25 protein-coding genes and 1 tRNA gene are annotated in these 26,498 nt (G+C 64.9%); 11 read left to right on the top strand and 15 right to left on the bottom strand.

Annotated features, from left to right (window positions below):
* Positions 1 to 369 precede the first annotated feature (369 nt).
* Together CSC94_RS21480 and CSC94_RS21475 are read right to left on the bottom strand one after the other, a co-directional pair.
* Positions 370 to 1,383: a DUF4424 family protein gene (locus CSC94_RS21480; protein WP_165784547.1), complete on the bottom strand. Its 1,014-nt coding sequence runs from the start codon at positions 1,381 to 1,383 to the stop codon at positions 370 to 372.
* Positions 1,384 to 1,482: 99 nt separating this feature from the next.
* A complete protein-coding gene (locus tag CSC94_RS21475) occupies positions 1,483 to 2,388 on the bottom strand; it encodes an NAD(P)-dependent oxidoreductase (RefSeq protein ID WP_099308425.1) in 906 nt (301 codons plus the stop codon).
* Between the two features lie 238 nt (positions 2,389 to 2,626).
* Between CSC94_RS21475 and CSC94_RS21470 the strand changes: the two genes are divergently transcribed.
* Complete coding sequence (locus CSC94_RS21470) at positions 2,627 to 4,495, top strand: acyltransferase family protein (protein ID WP_165784546.1); 1,869 nt, start codon at positions 2,627 to 2,629, stop codon at positions 4,493 to 4,495.
* 141 nt (positions 4,496 to 4,636) lie between these two features.
* On the opposite strand, the gene CSC94_RS21465 is transcribed toward CSC94_RS21470, so the two are convergent.
* A tRNA-Leu gene (locus tag CSC94_RS21465) sits at positions 4,637 to 4,721 on the bottom strand.
* 173 nt (positions 4,722 to 4,894) lie between these two features.
* Between CSC94_RS21465 and lipB the strand changes: the two genes are divergently transcribed.
* The 3 genes from lipB (at position 4,895) to CSC94_RS21450 (ending at position 7,989) form a co-directional block, all read left to right on the top strand.
* A complete protein-coding gene (gene lipB, locus CSC94_RS21460; protein WP_099308423.1) occupies positions 4,895 to 5,611 on the top strand; it encodes a lipoyl(octanoyl) transferase LipB in 717 nt (238 codons plus the stop codon).
* 46 nt (positions 5,612 to 5,657) lie between these two features.
* On the top strand, positions 5,658 to 7,439 hold the full coding sequence (gene ggt / locus CSC94_RS21455) for a gamma-glutamyltransferase (RefSeq protein WP_099308422.1): 1,782 nt from the start codon (positions 5,658 to 5,660) through the stop codon (positions 7,437 to 7,439).
* Between the two features lie 70 nt (positions 7,440 to 7,509).
* The gene (locus tag CSC94_RS21450) at positions 7,510 to 7,989 is read left to right on the top strand and encodes a hypothetical protein (protein WP_099308421.1); all 480 of its coding nucleotides are present in this window, start codon (positions 7,510 to 7,512) and stop codon (positions 7,987 to 7,989) included.
* 10 nt (positions 7,990 to 7,999) lie between these two features.
* Here CSC94_RS21450 and CSC94_RS21445 read toward each other — a convergent pair whose 3' ends face one another.
* Together CSC94_RS21445 and CSC94_RS21440 are read right to left on the bottom strand one after the other, a co-directional pair.
* Entirely contained in the window at positions 8,000 to 9,253 is a 1,254-nt protein-coding gene (locus CSC94_RS21445; RefSeq protein WP_099308420.1) for a site-2 protease family protein, read from the bottom strand.
* 151 nt (positions 9,254 to 9,404) lie between these two features.
* A complete protein-coding gene (locus tag CSC94_RS21440; protein ID WP_099308419.1) occupies positions 9,405 to 9,836 on the bottom strand; it encodes a potassium channel family protein in 432 nt (143 codons plus the stop codon).
* Between the two features lie 170 nt (positions 9,837 to 10,006).
* Here CSC94_RS21440 and CSC94_RS21435 point away from each other — a divergent pair, with 170 nt between their 5' ends.
* The 5 genes from CSC94_RS21435 (at position 10,007) to CSC94_RS21415 (ending at position 13,414) form a co-directional block, all read left to right on the top strand.
* Positions 10,007 to 11,131: an S-(hydroxymethyl)glutathione dehydrogenase/class III alcohol dehydrogenase gene (locus CSC94_RS21435; protein ID WP_099308418.1), complete on the top strand. Its 1,125-nt coding sequence runs from the start codon at positions 10,007 to 10,009 to the stop codon at positions 11,129 to 11,131.
* Positions 11,132 to 11,142: 11 nt separating this feature from the next.
* Positions 11,143 to 11,550, top strand: coding sequence for a hypothetical protein (locus CSC94_RS21430; RefSeq protein ID WP_245408454.1), 408 nt, complete (start codon positions 11,143 to 11,145; stop codon positions 11,548 to 11,550).
* 40 nt (positions 11,551 to 11,590) lie between these two features.
* A complete protein-coding gene (locus CSC94_RS21425; RefSeq protein WP_099308417.1) occupies positions 11,591 to 12,040 on the top strand; it encodes a YaiI/YqxD family protein in 450 nt (149 codons plus the stop codon).
* A gap of 25 nt (positions 12,041 to 12,065) precedes the next feature.
* Positions 12,066 to 12,899, top strand: a complete 834-nt coding sequence (fghA, locus tag CSC94_RS21420) for an S-formylglutathione hydrolase (RefSeq protein ID WP_099308416.1) — start codon at positions 12,066 to 12,068, stop codon at positions 12,897 to 12,899.
* A 92-nt stretch (positions 12,900 to 12,991) separates the two neighbouring features.
* A complete protein-coding gene (locus CSC94_RS21415; RefSeq protein ID WP_099308415.1) occupies positions 12,992 to 13,414 on the top strand; it encodes a helix-turn-helix domain-containing protein in 423 nt (140 codons plus the stop codon).
* A 70-nt stretch (positions 13,415 to 13,484) separates the two neighbouring features.
* On the opposite strand, the gene CSC94_RS21410 is transcribed toward CSC94_RS21415, so the two are convergent.
* The 9 genes from CSC94_RS21410 to cpaB all read right to left on the bottom strand — a co-directional run bounded on the left by CSC94_RS21410 (position 13,485) and on the right by cpaB (position 22,450).
* A complete protein-coding gene (locus CSC94_RS21410; RefSeq protein WP_099308436.1) occupies positions 13,485 to 14,492 on the bottom strand; it encodes a hypothetical protein in 1,008 nt (335 codons plus the stop codon).
* Positions 14,493 to 14,538: 46 nt separating this feature from the next.
* On the bottom strand, positions 14,539 to 14,940 hold the full coding sequence (locus CSC94_RS21405) for a tetratricopeptide repeat protein (protein WP_425356541.1): 402 nt from the start codon (positions 14,938 to 14,940) through the stop codon (positions 14,539 to 14,541).
* A 207-nt stretch (positions 14,941 to 15,147) separates the two neighbouring features.
* Positions 15,148 to 16,098: a type II secretion system F family protein gene (locus tag CSC94_RS21400; RefSeq protein ID WP_342585969.1), complete on the bottom strand. Its 951-nt coding sequence runs from the start codon at positions 16,096 to 16,098 to the stop codon at positions 15,148 to 15,150.
* Positions 16,099 to 16,108: 10 nt separating this feature from the next.
* Positions 16,109 to 17,080: a type II secretion system F family protein gene (locus tag CSC94_RS21395; RefSeq protein WP_099308412.1), complete on the bottom strand. Its 972-nt coding sequence runs from the start codon at positions 17,078 to 17,080 to the stop codon at positions 16,109 to 16,111.
* A 5-nt stretch (positions 17,081 to 17,085) separates the two neighbouring features.
* Positions 17,086 to 18,510, bottom strand: a complete 1,425-nt coding sequence (locus CSC94_RS21390; RefSeq protein WP_099308411.1) for a TadA family conjugal transfer-associated ATPase — start codon at positions 18,508 to 18,510, stop codon at positions 17,086 to 17,088.
* Positions 18,507 to 19,724: a CpaE/TadZ family protein gene (locus CSC94_RS21385; protein ID WP_099308435.1), complete on the bottom strand. Its 1,218-nt coding sequence runs from the start codon at positions 19,722 to 19,724 to the stop codon at positions 18,507 to 18,509. Before CSC94_RS21385 ends, CSC94_RS21390 begins: the two co-directional genes overlap by 4 nt.
* A 44-nt stretch (positions 19,725 to 19,768) precedes the next feature.
* Complete coding sequence (locus CSC94_RS21380; protein WP_425356540.1) at positions 19,769 to 19,978, bottom strand: hypothetical protein; 210 nt, start codon at positions 19,976 to 19,978, stop codon at positions 19,769 to 19,771.
* Between the two features lie 53 nt (positions 19,979 to 20,031).
* Positions 20,032 to 21,483 carry a type II and III secretion system protein family protein gene (locus CSC94_RS21375; RefSeq protein WP_099308409.1) on the bottom strand — a complete coding sequence of 484 codons (1,452 nt, stop codon included), beginning with the start codon at positions 21,481 to 21,483 and terminating at the stop codon, positions 20,032 to 20,034.
* Positions 21,484 to 21,532: 49 nt separating this feature from the next.
* Complete coding sequence (cpaB, locus tag CSC94_RS21370) at positions 21,533 to 22,450, bottom strand: Flp pilus assembly protein CpaB (protein ID WP_245408453.1); 918 nt, start codon at positions 22,448 to 22,450, stop codon at positions 21,533 to 21,535.
* Positions 22,451 to 22,665: 215 nt separating this feature from the next.
* Here cpaB and parE point away from each other — a divergent pair, with 215 nt between their 5' ends.
* Positions 22,666 to 24,711: a DNA topoisomerase IV subunit B gene (gene parE, locus CSC94_RS21365; RefSeq protein WP_099308408.1), complete on the top strand. Its 2,046-nt coding sequence runs from the start codon at positions 22,666 to 22,668 to the stop codon at positions 24,709 to 24,711.
* A 36-nt stretch (positions 24,712 to 24,747) separates the two neighbouring features.
* Here the strand turns inward: parE and CSC94_RS21360 are convergent, their stop codons facing one another.
* Positions 24,748 to 25,893 (bottom strand): DUF2336 domain-containing protein, encoded by a 1,146-nt coding sequence (locus tag CSC94_RS21360; protein ID WP_099308407.1) that lies wholly within the window; start codon positions 25,891 to 25,893, stop codon positions 24,748 to 24,750.
* Positions 25,894 to 26,039: 146 nt separating this feature from the next.
* Between CSC94_RS21360 and CSC94_RS21355 the strand changes: the two genes are divergently transcribed.
* Positions 26,040 to 26,498, top strand: a complete 459-nt coding sequence (locus tag CSC94_RS21355; protein ID WP_099308406.1) for a MaoC family dehydratase — start codon at positions 26,040 to 26,042, stop codon at positions 26,496 to 26,498.

The raw sequence follows: 26,498 nt of genomic DNA, 5'->3' as shown, positions 1-26,498 counted from the left end.
TCCGCCATGTCTCTTGAACCGCAATCTCCCTTTCAGGAAACTGCTTGGCAAATCAAGGACCTGCCGCCCACGTTTCTCTTTCTTCCATATTCGGTTGTCAAAGAACAAAGCCGCAAAAACAGCTTTCAACCAGCCAAGCCCCTCAAAAGAGCCGCCCAGCCGGGCCGTCCAATCAGTCGCTCGAAGCGGCTATCTCGGAAACTCAAGGGCGCAGCGCTCTGTCGCCAGCGGCGCCGCCGCCCTCGTTGTGGGGGGCTTATAGGGCCCGCCCGGCTTTCCTGTCAACGGCCTTTTTTCGGTTTTTTCGATTTTTTTGCACTGCACACTCAGGTGACGTTGCGGCCTTGCGGCCTGCCGCCGTTTCGACCCTCATTTTTCCGGTTTCGGCAGATAACGGCGATAGGCATCCTCCACCTCGATGAAGTGAATCGTGAGCACCGTTTCGTCCGCACGGTCGGTTTCCCACACCATCGCGCCGTCCGTCTGCTCGCGGAAATCGCCGCCGCAAACCGAAACGATGTCGCCCGGGCGCGACGGCTCGATGCGGAACGAGAAATCATAAAGACCGGCAAAGCCCTGTGCGGGCGCAACAAGCGTCACCGAGTAGTCACGGATCCGGTATGGCCATTCAGGGCCGTCACCCCCGATCGCACCGAACAGGGCGAAGATCCGCTGCTCCTGCCCGGGAGTCAGGCACAGCCCCGAGACCGGCGGCCCCTCGATTCCCAGTTGCAGCTTGTCCGGCTCGTAGTCGAAGATCGTCAGCGTATCCACGAACGCGCCCAGGATCGGCTTGAAGACGGCCCTGACCTCGCTCGTCTTCCCCGCTTCGATCGTGACCGGCCAGGCATAGGTCAGGTCGAGTTGCCAGTCGGCACCGAAACGGCCGGCAATGCCCCCTTCCCGCAAGGCGCGCAGCCGGTCCGGATCCGCCTTCGACGTATCGATACGGAACGGCACCAGCCCGATACCGGCCGCAGCCAGGTCCGCGGAGATATCGATGCCGCGATAGAGCGCGCTTTCCCGCATCGTACCGTCAAGATCCCGGCCATCCAGCGTCGCGCTCGCGCCGAGCAGGTTGTCCGGCACGTCAAGCGCGAAGGCACCGGCATTGTCCGAATGCCAGGACGTGACCGGCTTGAACTGGAGGTAGAGCCGGCTCGTCACAGCCGCCTTCCCGTAGTTTTCGACCGAGAGGCTTGCCGTCAGCCGGTCCGGCGTGAGCACGTAGCGGTTTGCCCGCACGGCCAGATCGCGATCGCTTCCCAGTGCCAGCCCGTACACCCCGAGGTGTTCATAGACCGGCCCGTCGTAGGCGGATGCGGTTCCGCATGCACCGGCCAGGAGTGCCAGTGCCGCGCAGATACGACCTGTCGACTTCATTGCCATTCCCTCCCCGTGGAAAAGATCAACGGGAATGAGACGCCCGGAACACACCGCGCGCCATGACAACGATCAATCGCCGGGCAGCGGCGAACCGCTTCAGTTGCCGTCGTTCCGGTCCAGCCCGTTCATCCCGGCGATGAAGTCGGCCAGCATGGGCACGTAGCGGCTCCCCTCGCCCGCCGCTTCCATGGCGGCGAAGCTGTTGCGGACCGCCGACTGCACCGGGTTCACCCCGCCGACCGACGTCGCCAGGTCGGAAAGGTAGCGCATGTCCTTGTGGGCATTGGTGATGGTGAAGAGATGGGCATTCTCGTCGCGCTCCAGCGTCCACTTCATGAAGGTTTCGTAGAAGCCGTTGGCCATACGCCCCGGACGGATCACCGAATCGACCTGATCGGCAGAAAGGCCGGCCTTCCGCGCCAGCGCCAGCGCCTCCGAATAGAGCGCGGCATAACCCATGGCGATGAAGTTGTTGATGAGCTTCATCTTGTGGCCGGAACCGACCGGCCCGAGATGGATGATCACCCCGGCCCAGCACGCGAGCACCGGCCGAATCCGCGCGAACGTTTCCGCGTCGGCACCCACCATCGTGTCCAGCGTGCCGGCCTCGGCCTCTTTCGGTGTGCGGCTGAGCGGCGCATCGGCAAAGGCAATGCCGGCCGCTGCGCAATCCGCCGCCAGGCCCAGCGTGCTGACCGGGTTCGACGTCGAACAATCGATCACGGTCAGGCCCGGACGGGCGCCGGCGAGGATCCCGTCGTCGCCCCGCATGACGGCCTCCACCTGGGGACTGCCGGAGACACAGATGTGGAGGATGTCGCAGCGCTCTGCCAGTTCGCGCGGCGTGGCGGCCTCTTGCGCGCCGCGCCCGACAAGGTCATCGACAGGCGCCCGGTTGCGGTGCGCCATCACCACGAGCGGGTAGCCTTTCTCCACGATGTTTTTCGCCATGCCGTGGCCCATGAGCCCGACGCCGATGAAACCGATGACCGGTCTTGCCATGCCGCTCCTCCCCGTTTGCGTGACGAGACCATGGCGGGCCCGATGCGGGCTGTAAAGACAGGCGGAGAAGGAAGCGGGACCGCAAACACAAAACCCGGCCTTGCGGGCCGGGCTTGTCCCAATCGAAGCTTGTTCAACTGGGTGTCCGGAAACGCGAATAGCAATGATTGATGGCGCCCCGACATTCAGCTAGACCGCAATCGAACGGGCAATGTCAATTGGCGAGGATGGGGCGGCGATGGAAAATGCTGATCGGACAGAGCTGTCGGTGCCGTCCAAACAGAACAGCCGAACGCTTGCATCAACTATCCTGCTTGCCTTGCTTGTCATCTTGGTAGCAGCATATGTAGTCAAGCACCCTGGAACCGAACAGAGATACTATTCCGACCAGCTCATCGCGACGGACGGAGCTTGGAAAACGCTGGACTTGTTCGGGCGCTATACTGAAGGCAGCGCAACATTTACATCCAAGGTTGGGGCAAAGGCATCACTGGAGCTTGGTCAGGCGATACCGGTTAGTACCGTGAAAATCCGCCTCTACGTTTATCCTGGACAAGCTACGAACACCCTCGCCGTGCAGGCAGGAGAAGAAAAGAGAGACATTGTCTACGGCAACCAGAGAGCCGGCATCTCCGTTGAGACAGTGTTGTTCGATCCGCCCGTTACCGTCGAGCGGCTGACATTCTCGGCGAAAACAATCGGCAACGGAACGATCCTGATCGATGGTGTCGTGGTCGCAGCCGAGCAAGCTGGCTTCGATGTCTTGCGCATGGCCACCCATGTCGGCCTTCTCGCGATTGTCGTTGCATGCGTCTGGCTGGCTGTCCGGTTCACGAAAGGACCACCTGTCAGTAGCGGAAGAGTCTATCTTTCCGTCGATATGCTGCGTGGTATCGGGGCCAGCCTCGTGGTTCTCCTGCACGCTACCGGATATTCAGGTCAGCCCGACCTGTCGGCCTTTCCGTTCATCAGCAGACTTGCCGGAAATGGACATTTCGGTGTCGAGATTTTCTATGTCGTCAGCGCCTTCACTCTGACATTCAGCATTTCTTCCGCTCTCCGGCGCGGGAAAACCGGTATCGTTTCGGATTTCTGGCTTCGACGGGTAATTCGCATCGTTCCAGTCTTTGCGATGACCCTCATCGTCTGTCTCGCGCTGTCAACTGTGTTCACGCTACCCAAATCGCTCGTGACATTCCAAAATCTCGGCGCCGTCCTGTTCCGCTATGCCACTCTCTCCTACGTTTTCGATCCGCAGATCCTGAAAGCGCCAATTTCCCATTCCGTCTGGTGGTCGATATCGACGGAATTCCAGTTCTATATCCTGATGCCACTCCTCAGCCTTCCTTTCATCGCCGGCCTGCTTTCCTTTGGCTGGAAAGACAATGTGAAAGGCGCAGCGGTTGGCCTGGCCATTGCCGTGGCCGGCGTCCTTCTGGCAGCATCCTGGAGAAGCATATTCGACGGTCAGCAATGGCTGGCCTACACCGTTCTCTACCACCTCGATGCCTTCTTTCTTGGCATTGCGATTGCGATCCCGTTCGCGATATTTGCTCCTGGCGAAAGGTTTTCTCCCAAACCGGCGCGCATGGCACCGATCTACGCCGTTGCCGCTTTCGCTGCCCTTGCCATGGCAGTCGCATTTGCTACGACCATTTCATCCGGTCTTCCGCTTTCCGATTCTTTCGAACCCCCAAGACTGGTTGTTCTCTTCGCCTGCGCCGCAGTCATCCTCGTCCTGCGCTTTGCCGAAAATCGCGGAGCGTTCGACAATAACCTGCTTTCCGGACTGCGAGCGCTTGGCCTGCTGTCCTTTGTCATTTACCTGACCCATGTCCCGGTCATGCAGTTTGTTGCGCGGTTTCCGGTGCCGACGACCATCGGCACGTTTGAGGGCGTCTATTTCTGGACGCTGAGCCTGTCTGTATCCATCGTGATTCTGGTGTCTTTGGTTCTGCACATCGCTGTCGAGATGCCAGTACTCGCACTGAACCGGAACCCGCGTTTTGTGCACTGGTTCACGAAAATCAGCTTTGCCTACGTGATCCTGGTTTCCGGCGTCATCGCCTGGAGCCTGGTAAGGGCCGTAGCCAGCGTTTCGTCCTGAAACCGGCAATCCCGACGCCCCGATATCGTTTCTCGCTTGCCGGCTAGAAGCCGGGCCCGATGCCGGCTGCAAAGACAGGCGGAGAAGGAAGCGGGACCGCAAACACAAAACCCGGCCTTGCGGGCCGGGCTTGTCAGGTGATGGTGCGGTCGAGAAGACTCGAACTTCCACGGGTTGCCCCACAGCGACCTCAACGCTGCGCGTCTACCAATTCCGCCACGACCGCACGTCACGAATGGGCCGGCAGGACCGGCAGGCGGCGATTTAGCAAATCGCCCCACCGCTTACAAGTGCGAAAGCGCGCCCTTTTTGACTTTGTTGCCGCTTTCCTGCCCGGCCTTGCCGCTGGAGGTCCGAAACGCGATATAAAGGCCTGCAAGAGCACGAGGACTGCCACCCATGAGCCAACGCGCCGAGATCGCCGCCAGCTTCCAGCCTGTCACGGCATCGCCGCCGGTGGAATGGCACATCGAACCGGGGCTGACTGACTACGAAACGGCGCTGGCGGCCATGGAAGCCCGCGCAGACGCGATTCGCGCCGGCAGCGCGGGCGAACTGGTCTGGCTGGTGGAACACCCGCCGCTCTATACCGCCGGCACGTCGGCGCAGGCGGCCGACCTGCTCGCGCCCGACCGCTTTCCCGTCCATCGCGCCGGCCGTGGCGGTGAATATACCTACCATGGCCCCGGCCAGCGCGTGGCCTACGTCATGCTTGACCTGAAGCGCCGGCGCGAGGACGTGCGCGCCTTCGTGGCCGCGCTGGAGGAATGGATCATTGCCACGCTGGCAAGGTTCAACGTTCGTGGCGAACGTCGCGAGGACCGCGTCGGCGTGTGGGTCGTCCGGCCGGAAAAACCCGCCCTGCCCGATGGCACCCCGGCGGAGGACAAGATCGCCGCCATCGGCATCCGCCTGCGCAAGTGGGTGAGCTTTCACGGCATCGCCATCAACGTCGAACCGGATCTCGACCACTTCTCCGGCATCGTTCCCTGCGGAATCACCGGGCACGGCGTGACAAGCCTTGTCGATCTCGGGCTTCCGGTTACCATGGACGATCTCGACGTCGCGCTGAAGGCCGCGTTCGAGGACGTATTCGGACCCGTTGCCATGCCCTGACGCCGGGCTACCCGTGTCCGGTGGGAAGAAACCGGAGGAAGCCATCATGCAAGGACTCGGCCCGCGCACCCTGGTATTGGCCATCCTCGTCTCCCTGCTGCTGCCCGCAATGGCGTCGGCGCAGCAGGCAGCCGACACGGTGCAGCCCGAGACGGCGACCGCACCGGTCCTCGCCAGTCCCGCAGACCCCGTGCGCGGCAAGGCGCCGATGGTCGTCGCCGCCAACCCGCTGGCGGCCAGGGCGGGCATGGATGCGCTTGCCGCCGGCGGATCGGCCATCGACGCCATGATCGCCGTCCAGACCGTGCTCGGACTGGTCGAGCCACAATCGTCGGGCATCGGCGGAGGCGCATTCCTTGTCTACTACGATGCCGCCACCGGCAAGCTGACCACCATCGACGGACGCGAGACCGCGCCGGCTGCCGCGACGGCCGACCTGTTCCGCCAGCCGGACGGCAAGCCGATGAACTTCTTTGATGCCGTTGTCGGCGGCCGCTCCGTCGGCGTTCCGGGCGTCGTCGCCCTGATGGACCTGGCGCACAAGGCCCATGGCAAGCGGCCATGGGCGGACAATTTCGCGGCCGCCATCGCCATGGCGGAGACCGGCTTTGCCGTCTCGCCGCGCCTGGCCGGGCTGATCGCCGCCGACCGCCAGCGCCTTGAAGGCCAACCGACCACGAGAGCCTATTTCTTCGATTCGGGAGGCGAACCGCTGAAGGCCGGCGCCGTGCTCAAGAACCACGACTATGCCGAAAGCCTGCGCTCCATCGCCCAGGCGGGCGCGCGCGCCTTTTGCGCGGAGGCCATCGCCGACCGGATCGTCGACGCCATCCGCCTTCACGCCACCAATCCGGGCCTGATGACGATCGACGACATGAAGGCCTATCGGGCCGTGGAGCGGGCTGCCGTCTGCGCCCCATACCGCGGATTCGAGGTCTGCGGCATGGGCCCGCCCTCCTCGGGCGCGCTGACGATCGGTCAGATCCTGGGGCTGCTGCAGCCCTTCGACCTGGCTGCACTCGGACCGGAAGATCCCCAGGCCTGGCGGCTGATCGGCGATGCAACCCGGCTGGCTTTTGCCGACCGCGGCCGATTCATGGCCGACAGCGACTTCGTATCCATGCCGAAGGGCCTCCTCGACGCCGGTTACCTGCGCGACCGGTCGGAACAGCTCCGGCGCGACACGGCCTTGCCCGGCGATGCGGTCAAGCCGGGCAACCCGCCGTGGGACAAGGCCGAACTGCGCCGTGACGGCATTGATGTTTCCATGCCCTCGACGAGCCATTTCGTCATCGTCGATGCCGATGGAAACGTCGTGTCCATGACGTCGTCGGTCGAGAACGGATTCGGCGCCCGCCTGATGGCCGGCGGCTTCCTCCTCAACAACCAGCTGACCGACTTCTCCTTCCTGCCCGAATCGGCCGATGGCGAGACGGTGGCCAACCGCGTGGAACCCGGCAAGCGGCCGCGCTCGTCCATGTCGCCCACCATCATCCTCAAGGACGGCAAGCCGGCCTTCGCGCTCGGCTCGCCGGGCGGCAGCCGCATCATTCCCTATGTCGCCAATGCCATCGTCGCGCTTCTCGACTGGAAGATGAACATCCAGCAGGCCGTCGCCCTGCCCCACCTGACAAACCGTTTCGGCACCTATGACATCGAGCAGGGAACATCGGCGGAAGCGCTTGTGAATGACCTCCAGGCACTGGGTTACGAGACCGCCGTGCGCGATCTCAATTCCGGTCTGCACGGCGTTGCGTTCACGGAAGACGGACTGGAGGGTGGCGCCGATCCCCGGCGCGAGGGCGTGGCACTGGCACCGTCGCGCTGACTGTCCATGATTGCGCCGCTTTTGCCTGCGATCCGTCCGGCCGGTCACGACGAAAACGGATGAGGGCGACATGCCTGCTGCACTGGTCATCATGGCGATCATGGGATGCGACGACAGCGCCACGCATTGCCATTACATCGAGACGGCGCCCGGCCGGTACGACTCCGTTGCCGAATGCGACGGCGCGTCCGAAGCCACGCTCTCCCGCATCACCAACCGGGACTATCCGGTGGTGGTCGCGGCATGCCAGGCAGAGCAGGTCGCTCACGCCGCGCCCGCACCAGCGGCTGCCAGGACGCCTGCGCAACCGGAGATGATCCTGGTCGAGGCCGGTCGTGTCGTCGATCCGCCCCGCCCCAGCGTGCCCGTCGAACCGAAAGCCCCCGCGGCCGCGGAAGATCCGTCCGGCCAGCCCCGCCTGACCGCCCGCGCGCTCGACGTCATTCGCTCCGCCCTGCCGGCGCGTGACACTATCGCCGGCCTGGCGGAAAAGCCGGTTCATGTCGTCACCGACACCTACGCCTGGATCGCCCGGCGCATCGTCCCCTAGGCACCCGGGATCAGAAGAAGGCGTGCATCGCCCAGACGATGCCGGACCCGTGGATCACGAGCGCCGCGGCCAGCCCGCCGGTGATGAGCACCCGTTCGGCAGCACTGATCGGCTTCATCTCCGCGCGGGGTTTCACGCCGCTGTTCACGGTGATCAGGCTGAGCAGGGTCATGACCGCACAGGCGATCAGCAGCGCCCGGCCGGAAAAGCCGCCGAGCCACGCAAACACCATGACCGAGAGCAGGATGATCATCGAGGCCATCAGCCGTGCCGGCCCGGTCTCCGGCGTGATCTGGCGCAGCACCTGCCCGCCGTCGAATTTCCACACCGGCACGAGATTGGCCAGGTTGAAGAAGGCGGCGCAGGCGCCGACCGTGCCGAGGAAGGCGGCAAGCGCGCCGTTCCCGGCGGAAAGGGCCACCTCGTGGCCATAGACCGCGATCGGTACCAGGAAGCCGGAGAAGCCCGCGCCCATCAGCGCGACGAAGGCGATCTCGAAGCGCGAATCATAGGGCCGCCCGCCGATCGCCACGCCGCCCAGCACGGGAATGAAGATCATCCGCGCCGACTTGTGCCCCATCAGGCGGAAGGCAGCCATGTGCCCCAGTTCGTGCAGGGCGATCACCACGGTCAGCGCCAGCGCCAGCATGAAGCCCAGCTTCGTCAGGCCGAAGATCGGCCAGAGGATGACAACGGAAAGCGCGGCCATGGCCAGTTGCGTCGCCGGGTGCTCGAACAGGCCGCCCGGCGTGTAGACGCCCGTTTCGGCCCAGGTCTTCAGCTTGATCAGTTCGCGCCTCGCGGCAAACCAGCGGAAGACGAGAAACGCCGCGCCGCGGTACCGGTCCGTCCGGGTCATGGAAACCCGCACCGACCCGTCCGGCTCGTCGCGCAACTGCACCTCGCTGCGCCAGTGGCGCCAGAACGAGGCGTCCAGCGACGTGTCGTCCGTCACGGTCTCGGCAAACGCCGCGCCGGGCACCGTCTCCACCACCTGCACCTGGCGGCGGATCGGCTGGTTGTCGCGCCCGAGCCAGGACAGCGAGATCTCTCCGCCTGTCCCGTCCGGGTCAGGACGCGAGGACACGATCTGGCCCGACCAGTCCGCGTGACGTCCAAAGGGATGCAGGGCCTGGAAAAGCTTGTCCCGCGGCGCCCGTACCGTCGTGGTCAGCGTGAACCGGCGAACGCCCAGCGGCGCTGCGATGGCAAGGAAGATGATCGCCAGGTTGACCCCGGCAAAAAGGATGAGTGCGGTATTCACGAAGTCTTTTTCCGCTTGTCTGACAGCCTGGCACCACTGTCGCCGCGCGGCACTTAGGGAAACATGAACGAGGCACCTCCCGCTGCGGGGACGGTGAACCGTCTGTTAAGCGCCGGCGGCCGGCGATCAGCGCCGGGTCGTCGCGCGGGTCTCAGAAATGCTCGCCGGCCTTGAACGGACCGATACGCGTGCCCGCGGCCACCAGGTAGGCGGTCGACCATCCGATCAGCAGGAAGCCGTTGACCCCCTCGAGCGCCGTGAACAGCCGCCATTCCGGATGTGGCAGCACGTCGCCGTAGCCCAGCGTCGAGAAGGTCACGGTGGAGAAGTAGAGCGCGGTGCTGAAGCGGTCGAAACTGCCGGTCACGATATAGGCGGCCGCCCAAAGCCAGACCTCGACCGTCATGATGGCGAACAGCCCGAAAACCACGGTGATCATGGCGATCACCCGCGAGCGCCGGCCGTGCATGCGGAACCGGTTCGTCATCCAGGCCATGACCCGCGTGACCGCGATCAGCCCGAATGTATGAATGACCACGGTCAGCGCGATGACCACGGTACCGGCCAACAGGTTCTGCAGCATGAGTTCAGCCCGGGTTTCGAATCAGCGCGATTATAGAGAGGCGCTCGCAATTGCGGCAGAGGGGCGCGCCGGTCCACCGAATCGCGCAAAGGCACCGATCCAAGGTTGAAAGCCGCCACGTTTCCTGAAACTCTGCCGGCCGACCACAGACATGTTCCGGAGGATCCCGAATGAAGACCCGTGCCGCCGTTGCCGTCGCCGCAGGCAAGCCGCTTGAAATCATGGAAGTCGACCTGGAAGGCCCGCGCGCCGGCGAGGTCCTCATCGAGGTCAAGGCGACCGGCATCTGCCACACCGACGAGTTCACCCTGTCGGGCGCCGATCCGGAGGGCATTTTCCCCGCCATCCTCGGTCACGAGGGGGCCGGCGTGGTGGTCGATGTCGGGCCCGGCGTGACCAGCCTGAAGAAGGGCGATCACGTCATCCCGCTCTACACGCCGGAATGCCGTTCCTGCCCGTCCTGCCTGTCGCAGAAGACCAATCTCTGCACTGCCATCCGTGCCACCCAGGGCCAGGGCCTGATGCCCGACGGCACGTCGCGCTTTTCCATCGGCGGCGAGAAGCTGTTCCACTACATGGGCTGCTCGACCTTCTCCAATTTCACCGTCCTGCCGGAGATCGCCGTCGCCAAGGTTCATCCGGACGCGCCCTTTGACAAGATCTGCTACATCGGCTGCGGCGTGACCACCGGCATCGGCGCCGTCATCAACACCGCCAAGGTGGAGATCGGCGCGACCGCGGCCGTCTTCGGCCTCGGCGGCATCGGCCTCAACGTCATTCAGGGCCTGCGCCTGGCCGGTGCGGACATGATCATCGGCGTCGACATCAACAACGACAAGAAGGAATGGGGCGAGAAGTTCGGCATGACCCATTTCGTCAACCCGGCCGAGGTCGATGACGTCGTCGCCGAGATCGTCAACATGACCAAGCGCGGCGCCGACACGATCGGCGGCGCCGACTATACCTTCGACTGCACCGGCAACGTGAAGGTCATGCGCCAGGCGCTGGAATGCGCCCATCGCGGCTGGGGCGAGAGCGTTGTCATCGGCGTCGCCGGTGCCGGCCAGGAGATCGCCACCCGTCCTTTCCAGCTCGTCACCGGGCGCACCTGGAAGGGCACCGCCTTCGGCGGCGCGCGCGGCCGCACCGACGTGCCGAAGATCGTCGACTGGTACATGGAAGGGAAAATCCAGATCGACCCGATGATCACGCACACCCTGACGCTCGACGAGATCAACAAGGGCTTCGACCTGATGCATGCCGGCGAGAGCATCCGCTCCGTCGTGGTCTACTGAGGAGAACGGCGATGGCGACCATGAAGACACCCGTTGCGGCAACCCTGGCCGTGATGATGACCTGCGGACTTGCCATCGCCGATCCCACCGGAACCTATGACGTCGAGGGAATGAACCCCGACAACGGCCGCACCTACCATGGCACGGTCACCGTCAGGCGCACCGGCCAGACGTATTCGGTCGTCTGGGACATTGCCGGTTCGCGCTATATCGGCACCGGGCTCGGCGCCACGATTGCCGGCGGCCAGTACACGGTCGGGCCGGCCAGTGCCGACAACACCACTCTGTCGATCGGTTACGTGTCCGGGCGAACCTTCGGCCAGGCCTTCTACATCCAGCAGCCGGATGGCTCCTGGAGCGGCATCTGGACCTATGGCGGCAGCAAGCTCGTCTCCACCGAGGAATGGTACCCGCGATAAGCCGCTGGCACCGCACGAGACAGGAACGGCCGGAAGACCCATGCAGATCTATGTCGATGCCGACGCCTGCCCGGTGAAGGCCGAAATCGTCAAGGTGGCCGAGCGGCACGGCATCGCGGTCACCTTCGTTGCCAATTCCGGTCTGCGCCCGTCACGCGACCCGATGATCCGCAACGTCGTGGTATCCGGCGCGTTCGACGCCGCCGACGACTGGATCGTCGGGAACGCGGAAGCCAACGACGTGGCAATCACCGCCGATGTGCCGCTGGCCGCGCGCCTGGTCGAAAAGGGACTGCACGTGCTCGGCCCCACCGGCCGGCCCTTCACGCCCGAGACCATCGGCATGGCCGTCGCGATGCGCAACCTGAAACAGGACCTGCGCGAAGCCGGCGAGATCAAGGGCTACAACCCGGGCTTCACCGCGAAGGATCGCTCCGCCTTTCTCCAGGCGCTCGACCGCATGGTCCGCCTGGCGCTGAAGGCAGGCTGAAACGCACAGCAGGACAGGAACTCCCATGAAAATCCTCTCTCAGAACAAGTCCCACGGCGGAATGCAGGGCGTCTATTCCCACGAATCAGAAACGTGCAAATGCGAGATGACGTTCGCCGTCTTCTTGCCGCCGCAGGCCGCCGAGCGGCCCTGCCCCGTGGTCTGGTACCTGTCTGGTCTCACCTGCACCCACGCCAACGTCATGGAAAAGGGTGAATACCGCCGCAAGGCCGCCGAGCTCGGCCTGATCGTCGTCTGCCCCGACACCAGCCCGCGCGGAGACGACGTGCCCAACGAGGCGACGAACTGGCAGTTCGGTTCCGGCGCCGGCTTCTACCTCGACGCGACGCAGGCGCCGTGGAGCACCCATTACAACATGTATTCCTATGTCACCGCGGAACTGCCGGCGCTTGTCGCCGGGCATTTCCCCGCCGACATGGCGCGCCAGTCCGTCTTTGGCCATTCCATGGGCGGCCATGGCGCCATGACGATTGCCCTGAAGAACCCGGATCGCTTCAAGGCCTGCTCGGCCTTCGCCCCGATCGTGCAGCCGTCGACCGCCGACTGGTCGGCCGGCGCCTTTTCAAGGTACCTCGGTTCCGACCAGGCCGCCTGGCGCGCCTACGATGCCTGCGCCCTCGTCGAGGATGGCGCCCGCTTCCCCGGTTTTCTCGTCGACCAGGGCACGGCGGACGGTTTCCTGGAGGACGGCCTGCGCCCCTGGCTGTTCGAGGAAGCGGTCAGGGACACCGGCATCGATTTGACCTTGCGCATGCAGGAAGGCTACGATCACTCCTACTTCTTCATCTCGTCCTTCATGGACGATCACCTGGAATGGCATGCGGCGCGGCTGTATTAGTCCTTGCCGCGATCAGGACGGTGCGCCGCACCGTTCACCGGCACATTCCTTTCAGAATACGACCTAAAGCGGAAACCAAAAGGAGTACGATCATGTCCGATCCGGGGGACACCCTTCCGGCAGTGGAGCCGTTTGACGAAGCCGGAACCATCTACGCCGGCGAAGCCGACATGGACACCATGGGTGGCCGCATGTCGCGCGCCCGCGAAGCGGCCGGCATGACGCCCCAGCAACTCGCCCGCCGCATCGGCGTCAAGACCGCCACGGTCATGGCGTGGGAGAGCGACCGCTCCGAGCCGCGCGCCAACCGGCTGACCACGCTCGCCGGCGTTCTCAACGTCGGGCTGGCCTGGCTGATCCACGGCATCGGCGATGCCCCGGCGACCAGCACGGAAGAAGATTTCGCCCGAACGGTGTCCGGCCATCTGGCCCGCATGAAGCGGCTCCACGACGAAACCGGTGCCGTCATCAAGCGCCTCGAAGCGGAAATCGCCCGCTTCAACAGGACGATCTGATACGCAAGGTAAAACGCGACGGGCGGCTCGCTGGAACCGCCCGTCGCGTTTGTCCTGTCGTGGTTCCGGGTCAGGCGACCCGGTCGAGCAGCGGTTTCAGGTCCGGGTGGATGTCCGGGCTTTCCTCTCTCAGGAACGAGAGCAGGGCTGCTTCGTTGCGATGCAACTGGCCATCCCGGCCGATCCGCTCGACCAGCCACTTCGCTTCCGTCTGATCGATCGCCTCCGCCGTGGCATTGGCGGCCTCGACACGCGCGTTCTTGCCGGCATACCAGGCCTCGATGCCGTCCGGGCGCCGGTAGGCCTCGAGAACGGCCGACAGGCCACCCGACACCATCCGCCCGAGAAACCCGCCGACATTCACCTGCGGATCGCCGTCGAGCCACTCGCGCACCCTGAGCGCTTCTTCGCGCGTCGGCGGCGTATAGCCGGAAACGCACATCAGGTGGTTGGCGATGGCGCCGACGAACAGGTGATCCCAGTCGGCGTGATTGTCGGCCTGGGCAGTCTTGTCGTTGAGATCGAACAGGACCTCGGCCTCGGCCCGCGAGATGCCGAGATTGCCGCCGCCGCCCTGGGCGTAGAGAATGCGCCGCAGCAGGGCGACGTCTTTTTCCGAAACCGCGCCGCGCGTGAGAGTTGCGCCATGCGGCACAAGCGGTCCCACGCCGTCGATCACGGCGATCGCCACCTGGTTCAGGGCGAAGGCCGCCAGGCGGTCCGGCGCGCTGCGCGCCGTCTCAAGAACCTTGATCAGCAGGTCCAGTTCCGTCGCCGTCTCCACCTTGCCGTCGATGGAAATCGAACGGATCAGCCAGTCGGCATTGTCTTGCGAAACGTAGCCGGACGGGACCTCCTGGTGCACGACGAAATCCGTCAGCGCCTCGACGAAGAAGGTCGACCACTCGCGGCACTTGTCTTCGCAGGAGGTGTCGAGGGCAAACAGCGCCTCGGCTTCGCCGCGCGTCACCACGCCGTCGCGAAACACCTCGCCGCGCAGCATCGCCACGTCCTCCGGGGTAATTTTCGTGCGGCTTGCCAGTCCGGCCACCGGGGCACCCAGTCGCAGTTCACCCATGTCCTTCCCCTTCCCTGTCTTGTCGCCCGACATGCCGTCGCGGCTTTCAGGTCTTTTGCAGCAGCTTCCAGTTGGCCTCGACCACCGGGTCTCCCGGCAGGGCCTGGCGCGCTTCGCTCAGCAGCTTGCGCGCCTTCTTCCTGTTGCCGCGCAGGTATTGCGAATAGCCCATGTTGTTGACGATACGCGGCCGGCGGCCGGCAATCCTGATCAACTGGTCGTAGGCCCTGTCGGCGAAGTCGAAACGGCCGAGTTGGTCATAGGCGGCGGCAAGCCCTAGCCACGCTTCCGAATTGTCGGCGCGCAGCTCGACTGCCTTGCGGAAATGCTTCTCCGCGAGGCCGTAGTTGGCTTCCATGAACTGCGCTTTGCCCTGCTTCAGATCGCCTTCCGAGAGATCCCGCGAAACGCTCAGTGCCGAGGTTTCCGTGGTATCCATCTTGGTCATTGTCTCGGCCGAACAGCCCGCCAGCACTGTGACCGCCAGAAGTGATGCGAAGATTCCTTGACGCATTGCCCTGCCCTTCCCTGCCCGGTTTCCGGGTCGTTACTGGGGATATATTAGACAGAATTGATTAAATCGCCGTGCTGAAAACCGGTCAAAATACTCTTACCGGTTAAGACTTGGGAAACCTTGAAAACGGCGCGTTTCCCGTCACTTCATCGCCGCGACCTGCACGATGACCGGGATGACGGCGACGAGCAGCACCACCGGCAGGATGCAGCCGGTCACCGGAACGGACATCTTGGCCGGAAGCGCATGCGCCTTTTCCTCGGCGCGCGACATGCGCTTGTGCCGCATCTCGTCGGAAAACACCCGCAGCGCCCCCGAAAGCGACGTGCCCAGTTCCTTCGACTGCTGCAGCAGTGTCGCGAAGGACCGGACCTCGTCCAGCCCGAGGCGATCGCCCAGCGAGCGCAGCGCATCGTTGAGGTTGCGCCCGGCGCGCAGTTCCAGCGTGACCAGTTGCAGGTTCAGCGCCAGCGCCGGGTAGGTCTTCATCAGTTCCCGCGATACGCGGTCGATTGCCGCCTCCATGCTCATGCCGGCATCGGAGCAGACGACCATCAGGTCCATGAAGTCGGGAAAGCCGTTGCGGTATTCCGCGCTGCGGGCATTGACCTGGACATTGAGAAGCAGGCCCGGGACGAAATAGCCGGACGCGGCCAGCAGCATGGCCAGCATCCAGTCGTTGGAGGCCAGGCGAAACCCGAGGCCAAGGGTCAGCACCAGGCCAAGGACGCCGAAGAGCACGAGGCTGACGATCCGCGTCAGGAAGAAGAATCCCGTGGCGCGCGGGTCCATGTAGCCCGCCCGGATCAGCTTGAAGCGGATGCGGGCCACCGAATCCGGGTCGGTCTTGAGGTAGAACTCCTGCGCCTTCTTCAATGCCTTTTCGCGCACCGCCTTGGGCTGTGACGGCCGCTGGACCGCCGCTTCCGGCTTTTCCTTGCGCTCGGTGCCCTCGACGTGCAGGCGCCGCTTCAGGTCGGAGCGCCCGCCGGGCCCGGCCACCAGCGGCCAGGCCATCGCGAGACCGCCGGCGAACAGCAGGATCGCGGCCAGCGGCAGGGTCGAACCATTGGAAAGGATGTCTGCGAACATGGCCATGACCCTAGAACTTGAAGTTCGACATCTTGAACATCATGAAATTGCCGAGGCCGAGCCAGCCGGTCGCCCCGCCGAGCAGCCACCAGGTCAGGGTCTCCCCCATCACCTTGCCGTAGTAGTCCGGGTTGAGCGCCCAGATGGCGGCCATCAGCAGGACCGGCAGCGCGGTCAGGATATAGGCTGACATGCGGCCCTCCACCGAGATCGCCCGCACCTTGCGCCGGAGCTTGCCGCGCTCGCGGATCGTCGACGACAGCCCGTCGAGGATTTCGCGCAGGTTGCCGCCCGTCGAGTTCTGGATCGACACCGCCGTCACGAACAGCGGCAGATCCTCGTGCCCGACCCGCTCGAAAAGCGACGCCAGGGCGCTGACGAGGTCTGACCCGTAGGTGATCTCGTCGGCGACGATGCCGAACTCGGTGCCGATCGGGTCGGCCATCTCGCGCGCCACCAGGCCGATGGCCACCGGAACCGGATGCCCCGCCTTGAGGCTGCGCGTGATCAGCTCCAGCGCCTCCGGCAATTGCACGCCGAAGAGTTTGTGCCGGCGCTTGCGCATCGACCGCATCACGAAAACCGGCAGCACGGGTGCCAGGCAGCAGGAGATGGCAGCCGCAATCTTGATCGACAGCCCCAGCCAGACGGCACCGGCGCCCGCCCCGACGGCAGCCAGGGCACAGAACAGCACCAGGTTGGCGAGGCTCATCGTCATGCCGGACTGCATCCTGAGATGGCGAAGCCAGGCCAGCGACAGCATCGAATGGGCGCCGCCCACGTCGCCGCGCTCCTTGCGCAGCTGGACGAGGACTTCCTTCTGGCTGAGCTTGGCGCCATCGCGCAATTTGAGCCGCCGGTTGATCGACGTCCGCCGGTCCGCGCGCCCCGCGTAGAGCAGGTAGATCGCCTCCGCCACCAGCACGCCGCACAGCCCTGCCGCAGCGTATATGACCCAGACGGTGTCGACGGCGGGAATCATCGCGACTATTCCTGCGGCTGACCGGGCTCGAAATAGGTCGAGGGAAACTCGATGCCGATCGCCTTCAGGTCTTCCAGGAAACGCGGACGGATGCCGGTCGCCTCGAAATGGCCAAGCACCTCGTTTTTCGGCCCCATGCCGGTGCGCACGAAGCGGTAGATGTCCTGCATCTGGATGACGTCGCCCTCCAGCCCCGTGACCTCGGAAATCGCCGTCACCTTGCGCTGGCCATCGGAAAGACGCGTCAGCTGGACGATGAGATCCAGCGCGCTGGCGATCTGCGACCGGATCGACTGCACCGTCATCGGCATGCCGGTCATGCCGAGCATCTGTTCAAGACGCGAGATCGCGTCGCGCGGCGTGTTGGCGTGGATGGTGGCCATCGACCCCTCGTGCCCCGTGTTCATGGCCTGCAGCATGTCGAAGGCTTCCTCGCCGCGGCACTCGCCGAGGATCACCCGGTCAGGCCGCATGCGCAGCGCGTTCTTGACCAGGTCGCGCTGTTTGAGTTCGCCGTGACCCTCCACGTTCGCCGGCCGCGTTTCCATGCGCGCCACGTGCGGCTGCTGCAATTGCAGTTCGGCCGCGTCCTCAATGGTGATCAGGCGCTCGTCTTCGGGAATGAAGGCCGACAGCGCGTTCAGCATCGTCGTCTTGCCGGTGCCCGTGCCGCCGGAGATGATCGTGGTCTTCCGTGCGTGAACGGCCGCCGCCATGACCTCGGCCATCGGCTGCGTGATGGCGCCGAACTCGATCAGCTTCTGCAGGCTGAGCTTGCTGTTGGAGAACTTGCGGATGGACACCAGCGGTCCGTCGACTCCGATCGGGCGGATGGCCGCGTTGAAGCGCGACCCGTCCAGCATGCGCGCATCGACCAGCGGATTGCTCTCGTCCACGCGCCGGCCGACCGCCGAGACGATCTTCTGGATGATGCGCAACAGGTGCGCCTCGTCCTTGAAGGGCACGTGCACCTTCCGCAGCTTGCCGCCCTTTTCCACGAAGCAGTTCTCGTGCCCGTTGATCAGGATGTCGGCGATGGCCGGATCGTTCATCAGCGGCTGCAGTGGTCCGAGGCCGACCATCTCGTCGACGATGTCGTCGACCAGAGCCTCCAGTTCCACCACGTTGAGCGCCAGGCGTTCCGCCTTCGCCTTTTCCTGGACGAAATCATGCACCTGCCGGCGCATCTCGTCCTTCGGCAGCGTTTCCAGCGCGACAAGGTTGATCTCGTCGATCAGCATCCGGTGCAGGCGCACGCGCGCATCGACGACGCGTTCGTTCGGCCGCACGCCGCCTTCGGGTTCGGCCTTCGCCGCCGGCGCCTTGGTCTTCAGGAGCGATTCGATCCCGTCGGATGCATCGGCGGGGCGCGGCGTGACGGACTGGCTGGCGGCTTCGCGTTGCCTCAGCGCGGAAAAACGGCTGCTCATCCGGCCTTCCTCCTCAATCCGCGGCCAAGTCCGGACAGGAAACCCTTGGGCTTGCGGGCCAGCACGTCGGCTTCCTCCGGCAGGATGATCCGCTTGAGATCCTGGATCACGTTGGCATCGGGATCGATGTCCTGCAGCGGGATGCCCCGGTCGACGGCTTCCCGGACAAGCCGGTAGTTGTTGGAAATGCCGCCGACGAAATGCTCGCCGAGAATGTCCTCCACGTCGGCCTGCTTGATGCCGTTCTCGAACATCCGCTGCTCGAACCGGTTGACGATGACCTTCGGCTTGACCTCCTTGCCGCAGGTCTCCTGGACCGCGCGGATCAGCCGCTGCGTGTGACGCAGGCAGGGAACGGTCAGTTCGCTGACGAGGTAGAGATTGTTGGAGCCAAGCAGCACCGTCTCGGTCCACGGGAACCAGGTACGCGGCAGGTCGATGACGACATTGTCGAAATAGGCCGACACCAGGTCGAGCATCCGCACCACGACATCCGTGTTGAAGGTGCGCATCTCTGTCGGGGCGGTCGGCGCCGCCAGCACGCACAGCCCGCTGTCGTGCTTGGACAGCATCACGTCGAGAAGCTGGCGGTCGAGGCGCTCCGGCTGGTTCTCGATCTCCGAAATGTCGAACCGTGGCTCGAGGTCGAGATATTCCGCGCAGGAGCCCTGCTGGAAATTGAGGTCGACGACGCAGGTCGCCGCGCCGCGCGTCGCCGAGGTATGAAGCTGGAAGGCGGTCTGCAGGACCAGCGTGGTCGAACCCACCCCGCCGGCCGCCGGCATGAAGGTGGAAATCTGCGCTTCGCCCTGCTCGTCGCGTCCCGGTCCCTGCAGCGCGCGGATGCAGGAGCGCACGAGATCGGCCGTGGTAACCGGCCTGGTCAGGAAATCAGCGACCTGGAGCTGGACGAGAACGCGGACCGCTGCGGCGTTGAATTCCTGGGTGACGACCACCACCGCGGTCTGCCCCTCGAGGCGTCGCTTCACGCGCTGGAGCGATTCCACGTCCTCCAGCCGCGAGGCGTCCATGTCGATGATGACGGCGGCGCAATCGGCGTCCTGGATCTCGCCGCGCAGATCGGAAATGCCTTTCTCGATGACCACGAGCTGGATCGCCTCGGAGGAGGCAAAGGCCGTCTGCACCATCTGGATGAAGGCCTTGTCCTGCGTGACCAGACCGACCCGCTTGTTGCCCGTATTGCTCGCACCCATGATCAAACCTGCTTTTTTCCGCCCGTTTTCGCCCTCTCGGGCAATCAGCTTCCCGTCGTTGGCTGCACCGTGACTTCCGCCGGCTTGGCATGGTTTTCGCCACCGCGCTCCGCCGGCGTCTCGAGGTCGGTCTCTTCCACGCCTCGCGGCCAGGGATCGACCATCTGCATCACCGTGTTGGCGGCGATCGCGTCTCCGGCGAAGCTGGTCACGCCCTCGTTGCGCTGGTAGGCCTCGTGGGTGCATCCGGCCATGCCGCCAAGACCCGCGACGAGAACCATTGTCCAAAGCGTCTTCATGGTGCGTCTCACTGCATGGTGCCGAGATCGAGGAAATGGCCGGATTGCACCACCGGTGCGCGGCCATCCGCGATCTTCGCGTTGTTGATCCGGGAGGTCTTCATGCCGTCGACGTTGCCGAGAAAGAAGTCGGCGGTGCTCATCGGCTTCTCCGCGTCGATCGGTGTCGCCACCTTCTTCGACGGGTCGATCGGCTTGACGAGATAGGGCGTGACGATGATCACGAGATCCGTCTCGCGGCGCTGGTAGGCCTTCGAGGAGAAGAGCTGTCCCAGGACCGGCAGCTTGCCGAGGCCCGGTACCCGGTCCGAGGTCGACACGTTCTCGCTCTGCAGCAGGCCGGCCAGCATGAACGATTGCCCGCTCTTCAGGTCGACCGACGTGTTGGCCCGGCGGACCACGAAGCCCGGAATGGCGATATTGCCGATGCGATAGGTCGTCGAATTGTCGACCGACGAGACTTCCGGCGCGATGTCGAGGCTGATCAGCCCGTCTTCCAGCACCGTCGGGGTGAATTCCAGGCTGACGCCGTATTTCTTGAAGTCGACCGTCACGGTGTTGTTGTCGCTGGCGACCGGGATCGGGAACTCGCCACCGGCCAGGAAGCTCGCCTTCTGGCCGGACCGGGCGATCAGGTTGGGCTCCGCCAGGCGCCGCGCCAGGCCGCGGTCTTCCAGCGCCTTGATCGCCATGTCGATGCCGAAGCCGCCCGAGGCGAAATTGCCGATGATGTCGATTGCCGAATCGCCCGACGTCCTGGCCGTTCTTCCGTTGAAGGTGATGGCCCCGGCCGGCCCGACGTAGGAGACGCCGAGCTGCGCGCCGAGTTCCTGCCCGACATTGCGGTTCATCTCGACGAAACGCACGTTGAGCTGGACCTGCTGCGACGAGGTCAGCTGAACCGAATTGATGACTTCCTCGTCACCGGAAAACCGTTTCGCGACCTTCTGCGCCTTCTCGGCCTGCACGGCATCCTTGGCCTTGCCTGACAGCACCACGCGGCCGTTCGCCGTTTCCACCTTGATGTCGGACCCCGGCGCCACGTCGCGGATCGTGCGCGCCAGCCCGTCGGTGTCCAGCGTCACCTCGATATCGACCGAACCCACCAGGTTGCGATTGGCGTCGAACAGCGCGATGCCGGTCGTGCCCAGCGTGTTGCCCAGGACATAGAAGGACGTGTCCGTCAGCGGATTGACATTGGCGATCTCTGGGTCGCCGATCACGATCTCGTAGAAGGCCGCATTGGTCCGGATGGTCTGCGGCTTTCCTTTGGCGATCTTCACCTTGGCCGTCGAGCCGGCCTTGATCTGGATGACCTGGCCCTGCCCGGCGGCACGGGCATCCGTCACGCCGGCCGCGCTTGAACCGACACAGACGACGAGCGCCAGGGCGGCGGCGGCAAGGCCGCGGAACAGGCTTGCCCCGGTCCCGCCCGGAGCCTTGATGGTGTTCTCTGTCATGTTCTGTCCCCTGCCCCTTCTCAAGCCGGGCTTCCCCTGGAGTGCCCGTTCACGGGCGCTTGCCGTCCGCTCCATTGCTCGACGGCACATTGTAGACTTCGCCCTTCAGTCCGCGCGTCACCTTCACCTCGGTCAGCACCGCCGGTTTGTCCGTGCTCGCAGGCACCGACTCCCCGGCAACCGTCGAGATCATTCCCGTCAGCGAAGACAGCGTCGCGCTGTCTCGGGTCCCGTCGGCCGGCGCCGAGGCCGACAGCAGCGTCAGCGACAACTGCCCCACGGACCGGGCCAGCGCGATCCGGCGCGCATCGGCCGGTGTCACTTCCAGCGTGACGGTCTTCTGGACCGATTTGGCGCCGTCCTCCGGCCGCCCGCTCAGCACCCGGGCACCGCTGACCACCGTTTCCGTGATCATTTCAACGCCCTTCGCCGCGCCGGTTTCCTCCGCGCCGTTGGACTGGGCGACGGCCGACCCGCCATTGCGGGTCAGCACGACGTCGACCCGGTCGCCCATGGAAAGAAAGCCGCCGACACCGGTCACCTCGTCGGCCGGGATGGTCACGGCCTGCATGCCCGGCGACAGCGTGTTCGACAGTGTCGCCCGCCCGTTCGGGCCGGACAGTTTCGCCAGCAGCACCGGTTCGTTGGCCTCGATCGGCGACAGCACCACCCGGGCGCCGTCATCGACCAGGTCCTTGACCGTTCGATAGGCGCCGTCCGGGACGGCATCCTTCGGCCACGGGATTTCAGAAAGGTCGCCTGGCGTGATCGCCGCGCCGTAGCGCAGCGGCTGCTTCGCCACCACGATCGAGCCGAAGATGACCTCCGGCTTCGGTGCGGCCGGCGCCGTTTCCGCCCGGACGACCTGCGCCTCGGCAGCCGTCTCGAGCCACTTGTTGGCCGCGAAGATCGACAGGGAGCCGAAGATGGCTGCAACGCCCAGCATGGGCACGATTTTCTTGTTCATTCCTGCCCCCCAGCGGCTGGAATTTTCTTATTCATTGAATTCGAAGCTACCGTACATTCCTAAAAAAACTCGGAATCGGCCCGTAGCATTTGATTCAACATGTCGGGGTTTCATCTCCGGGCACTGGCCTGTAGAAAGCGGCGGTCCGGCATCGCTAAGCGCTGGCCGGTTGTGCCATGATGGCTCGTGATTCGATTTCCCGCTTCAGGACACTGATGGACGACAGCAACGACCTCTTCTCGACCCTGGGTGAAACCCGTCCGGCGCCGGCTGCCAGTCCGGCCGAGCCGCCGCGCCGTCGCGCTGCGCCGAAGCCGACCGAGACAGGCGACGACTATTCCGCGTCTGACATCGAGGTCCTCGAGGGGCTGGAGCCGGTTCGCCGCCGCCCGGGCATGTACATCGGCGGCACCGACGACAAGGCCTATCACCACCTCTTCGCCGAGGTGATCGACAACTCGATGGACGAGGCCGTGGCCGGCCACGCCACCTTCATCGAGGTCGAACTCGATGCCGACGGCTTCCTGACCGTGACCGACAACGGCCGCGGCATTCCCGTCGACCCGCATCCCAAGTTCAAGGACAAGTCGGCGCTCGAGGTCATCATGACCACGCTGCACGCCGGCGGAAAGTTCGATTCCAAGGTCTACGAAACCTCCGGCGGCCTGCACGGCGTCGGCGTATCGGTCGTCAATGCCCTGTCTGACAGCCTCGAGGTCGAGGTTGCCCGCGGCCGCAAGCTCTACCGCCAGCGGTTCTCGCGCGGTCATCCGCAAGGCGGGCTGGAAGAACTGGGCGAGGTTCACAACCGGCGCGGCACCCGCGTCCGCTTCCATCCCGACCCGGACATCTTCGGCAAGGCGGCACGGTTCGATCCGGCGCGCCTGTTCAAGATGGCCCGCTCCAAGGCCTACCTCTTCGGCGGCGTCGAGATCCGCTGGTCCTGCGCGCCGGAACTGGTCGATGGCAAGGGCGAGGTCGAGGCGAAGGCCGTCTTCCATTTCCCCGGCGGGCTGAAGGACTTTCTCGTCGCCAGCCTCGGCAAGGAGCACCAGGTCACCCGCGAGGTCTTCGCCGGCAAGAGCGAGAAGCAGAGCGGTCACGGCTCCGTCGAATGGGCCGTCACGTGGTACGGTGGCGACGGCTTCGTCAATTCCTACTGCAACACGGTCCCGACGCCGGAAGGCGGCACCCACGAGGCCGGCCTGCGCGCCGCGCTGACCAAGGGGCTGAAGGCCTACGCGGACCTGACCGGCGTCAAGCGCGCCTCCATCATCAGCAACGACGACGTGATGATCTCGGCCGCCGGAATGATGTCGGTGTTCATCCGCGAGCCGGAATTCGTCGGTCAGACCAAGGACAAGCTGGCCACGGCCGAAGCCCACCGCATCGTCGAGAACGCGGTGCGCGACGCCTTCGACCACTGGCTCGCCGCCAGCCCGCAGCAGGCATCCAACCTGCTCGACTGGGTGATCCAGCGTGCCGACGAGCGCATGCGCCGCCGCCAGGAAAAGGAAGTCAGCCGCAAGTCGGCGGTGCGCAAGCTGCGCCTGCCCGGCAAGCTCGCCGACTGTACGCAGAACGCGGCCGCCGGCGCCGAACTCTTCATCGTCGAGGGCGATTCGGCCGGCGGCTCCGCCAAGCAGGCCCGCGACAGGGCCACCCAGGCCGTCCTTCCGCTGCGCGGCAAGATCCTCAACGTCGCCAGCGCCGGACGCGACAAGCTGGCATCCTCGCAGCTCATCCAGGACCTTGTGCAGGCGCTCGGCTGCGGCACGCGGTCGAAGTACCGCGAGGACGACCTGCGCTACGACCGCGTGATCATCATGACCGACGCGGACGTCGACGGAGCGCACATTGCCTCGCTGCTCATCACCTTCTTCTACCAGGAAATGACGGACCTGATCCGCAACGGCCACCTCTACATGGCCGTCCCGCCGCTCTACAAGCTCACCCAGGGCGGCAAGACCATGTATGCGCGCGACGACGCGCACAAGGACGAACTGCTGAAGACGGAGTTCTCCGGGCGGTCAAAGGTCGAGATCGGCCGCTTCAAGGGCCTCGGCGAGATGATGGCAAGCCAGCTCAAGGAAACCACCATGGATCCGCGCAAGCGGACCCTGTTGCGCGTCGAGATGCTGTCGGATGCCGACGGCATCAAGTCCGCCGTGGACGACCTCATGGGCACCAAGCCGGAAGCCCGCTTCCGCTTCATCCAGGAAAATGCCGCCTTCGCCGACGCCGACATGCTCGACGTCTGACCGGACGCTGGACACCCTGCCCGGCAGGGCGCCGGCTCAGGCCGCCGCGATGGACAGAGCGTGACCGCGCGCGTTGAGGCGCAACTGGTCGAGATGGATCGACTTCAGGAGCGCGATCAGGTCGTCGTTCTCCGCGCGCCGCGGCGTTCCGGATCCCGGCGTCCCGCCCAGTTCCTTGAGCATCAGCCAGGTCACTTCCTGCACGCCGGTCACCCGCTTGCCAAGTGCCACCTCACGCCAGATACCGAGCGCCCGCAGGATCACCGCATGGGACGGTTCGGCCAGCCCGCAATCGCGGAACAGCGCCCGCAGCGCATTGTCGCGGCCGTGGCTGAGCAGGCCGGCAATGCGTTTTTCGGTGAGACCGGACAGCGAGCAGAGGATGGCGCCGAAGAAGTCGATCTTGCCGTGGGCCACCGCCCGGACGATGAAGGCCGTGGTCAGGTCGCCCTTGAGCCGAAGGTGTTCCACCAGGGCAGGTGTTTCATGGGCCGGCGTCGTGTCGATCAGGCTGATGGACGCCTTCACGCAGGCGTCCTTGACGATGCGCGATGCCCGCGCCTGCCCGATGAGACCGCGCACGAGCGGCGATTCCGACAGGGCCTCGCCCACCTTCACCAGCAACTGGTGGCGCACCTGGGCCGGCAGGCCCGCGTGGGCGAGCAGTGCCTTGCGCACCGCCGCCTCATGGCCAAGCCGTTCGGCGATTCGCGCCAGCGAGATGGCGGCGATCTCAGCACCCTCGTTGCCCAGCAGTTCGATCACCGCGTCGTTCTCGCCGATCTCGGCCAGCACGGCGCAGATCGTGGTGGAGAGCGTGCCGCGCATGGCGATCAGCCGCTGAACCTTGCCGCATCCGTCGGCACACCGGTCGATCAGGTCCACGTCGCTGAGCAGCGGCGAGCGAACCAGCACCATGGCGGCCACTTCCGGCTGGTCGGCAGACAGCGTTGCGATCACCTGGGGCGGCGCCGCCGGCGACATCGAGAGCGTTTCGGCCATGGCCGCGCGGACCTTCGGCGACGGATCGTCGAGCAGCAGCGTGAGCGCCGATTCGGCGGCGCAGCGGTGTTCGAAATCCATGTCGGACTGAAGGTAGGCCCGCGAGAGAGCGCTCGCAGCGGCGACGCGCTCCGAAACATTCGCCGTATCAATCCACTTCAGGAATTTCTGAACAATCATGGGACACCGCCACCAACACCACTGACCACTTGATAAGCTACGCTACGGAGAAATGGTTTACGAAGCGTTCACCATGATTTTCCGGCACTTGCCCGCCATCGCCGGGCTGTCCTATCAATAGGCCGGATCAGCGAGGGAGGATGCCGATGGCCGGATTGTGGCTCGAGGAATTTCAGGTCGGACAGGTCATACGCCATCCGTTGACCAAGTCGGTCACGGAAAGCGACAACATGCTTTTCTCGGTCATGACGCTCAATCCGCAGCCGCTGCACATCGATTTCGATTTCGCGGCGAAGAGCGAATGGGGCAAGCCGCTGGTCAATTCTCTGTTCACGCTCGGCCTGGTGATCGGCATTTCCGTGCACGACACCACGCTCGGCACGACGATCGGCAACCTGGGCATGACCGACACCGTCTTTCCCCACCCGGTCTTTCATGGCGACACGATTCGCGTCGAGACGGAGGTGCGCAGCATCCGCGAATCGAAGTCGCGCACGGATCGCGGGATCGTCGAGTTTGAGCATCGCGCCTATAACCAGGACAACGTCCTTGTCGCGCGCTGCGTCCGCCAGGCAATGATGCGCAAGCGTCCCGCGGAGGAATGA

This window comes from Zhengella mangrovi, assembly GCF_002727065.1.
GTDB classification, from domain to species: Bacteria; Pseudomonadota; Alphaproteobacteria; order Rhizobiales; family Rhizobiaceae; genus Zhengella; species Zhengella mangrovi.
Note: the sequence above shows the minus strand (reverse complement) of the source record. Positions and strands in the feature narration are given on the sequence as shown.

Excerpts from the sequence above, each read along its gene's own strand:
- CSC94_RS21480 (WP_165784547.1), bottom strand. The coding sequence starts at position 1,383 with ATGAAGTCGACAGGTCGTATCTGCGCGGCACTGGCACTCCTGGCCGGT.
- CSC94_RS21475 (WP_099308425.1), bottom strand. The coding sequence starts at position 2,388 with ATGGCAAGACCGGTCATCGGTTTCATCGGCGTCGGGCTCATGGGCCAC.
- CSC94_RS21470 (WP_165784546.1), top strand. The coding sequence starts at position 2,627 with ATGGAAAATGCTGATCGGACAGAGCTGTCGGTGCCGTCCAAACAGAAC.
- lipB (WP_099308423.1), top strand. The coding sequence starts at position 4,895 with ATGAGCCAACGCGCCGAGATCGCCGCCAGCTTCCAGCCTGTCACGGCA.
- ggt (WP_099308422.1), top strand. The coding sequence starts at position 5,658 with ATGCAAGGACTCGGCCCGCGCACCCTGGTATTGGCCATCCTCGTCTCC.
- CSC94_RS21450 (WP_099308421.1), top strand. The coding sequence starts at position 7,510 with ATGCCTGCTGCACTGGTCATCATGGCGATCATGGGATGCGACGACAGC.
- CSC94_RS21440 (WP_099308419.1), bottom strand. The coding sequence starts at position 9,836 with ATGCTGCAGAACCTGTTGGCCGGTACCGTGGTCATCGCGCTGACCGTG.
- CSC94_RS21435 (WP_099308418.1), top strand. The coding sequence starts at position 10,007 with ATGAAGACCCGTGCCGCCGTTGCCGTCGCCGCAGGCAAGCCGCTTGAA.
- CSC94_RS21430 (WP_245408454.1), top strand. The coding sequence starts at position 11,143 with ATGGCGACCATGAAGACACCCGTTGCGGCAACCCTGGCCGTGATGATG.
- CSC94_RS21425 (WP_099308417.1), top strand. The coding sequence starts at position 11,591 with ATGCAGATCTATGTCGATGCCGACGCCTGCCCGGTGAAGGCCGAAATC.
- fghA (WP_099308416.1), top strand. The coding sequence starts at position 12,066 with ATGAAAATCCTCTCTCAGAACAAGTCCCACGGCGGAATGCAGGGCGTC.
- CSC94_RS21415 (WP_099308415.1), top strand. The coding sequence starts at position 12,992 with ATGTCCGATCCGGGGGACACCCTTCCGGCAGTGGAGCCGTTTGACGAA.
- CSC94_RS21410 (WP_099308436.1), bottom strand. The coding sequence starts at position 14,492 with ATGGGTGAACTGCGACTGGGTGCCCCGGTGGCCGGACTGGCAAGCCGC.
- CSC94_RS21405 (WP_425356541.1), bottom strand. The coding sequence starts at position 14,940 with ATGACCAAGATGGATACCACGGAAACCTCGGCACTGAGCGTTTCGCGG.
- CSC94_RS21400 (WP_342585969.1), bottom strand. The coding sequence starts at position 16,098 with ATGTTCGCAGACATCCTTTCCAATGGTTCGACCCTGCCGCTGGCCGCG.
- CSC94_RS21395 (WP_099308412.1), bottom strand. The coding sequence starts at position 17,080 with ATGATTCCCGCCGTCGACACCGTCTGGGTCATATACGCTGCGGCAGGG.
- CSC94_RS21390 (WP_099308411.1), bottom strand. The coding sequence starts at position 18,510 with ATGAGCAGCCGTTTTTCCGCGCTGAGGCAACGCGAAGCCGCCAGCCAG.
- CSC94_RS21385 (WP_099308435.1), bottom strand. The coding sequence starts at position 19,724 with ATGGGTGCGAGCAATACGGGCAACAAGCGGGTCGGTCTGGTCACGCAG.
- CSC94_RS21380 (WP_425356540.1), bottom strand. The coding sequence starts at position 19,978 with ATGGCCGGATGCACCCACGAGGCCTACCAGCGCAACGAGGGCGTGACC.
- CSC94_RS21375 (WP_099308409.1), bottom strand. The coding sequence starts at position 21,483 with ATGACAGAGAACACCATCAAGGCTCCGGGCGGGACCGGGGCAAGCCTG.
- cpaB (WP_245408453.1), bottom strand. The coding sequence starts at position 22,450 with ATGAACAAGAAAATCGTGCCCATGCTGGGCGTTGCAGCCATCTTCGGC.
- parE (WP_099308408.1), top strand. The coding sequence starts at position 22,666 with ATGGACGACAGCAACGACCTCTTCTCGACCCTGGGTGAAACCCGTCCG.
- CSC94_RS21360 (WP_099308407.1), bottom strand. The coding sequence starts at position 25,893 with ATGATTGTTCAGAAATTCCTGAAGTGGATTGATACGGCGAATGTTTCG.
- CSC94_RS21355 (WP_099308406.1), top strand. The coding sequence starts at position 26,040 with ATGGCCGGATTGTGGCTCGAGGAATTTCAGGTCGGACAGGTCATACGC.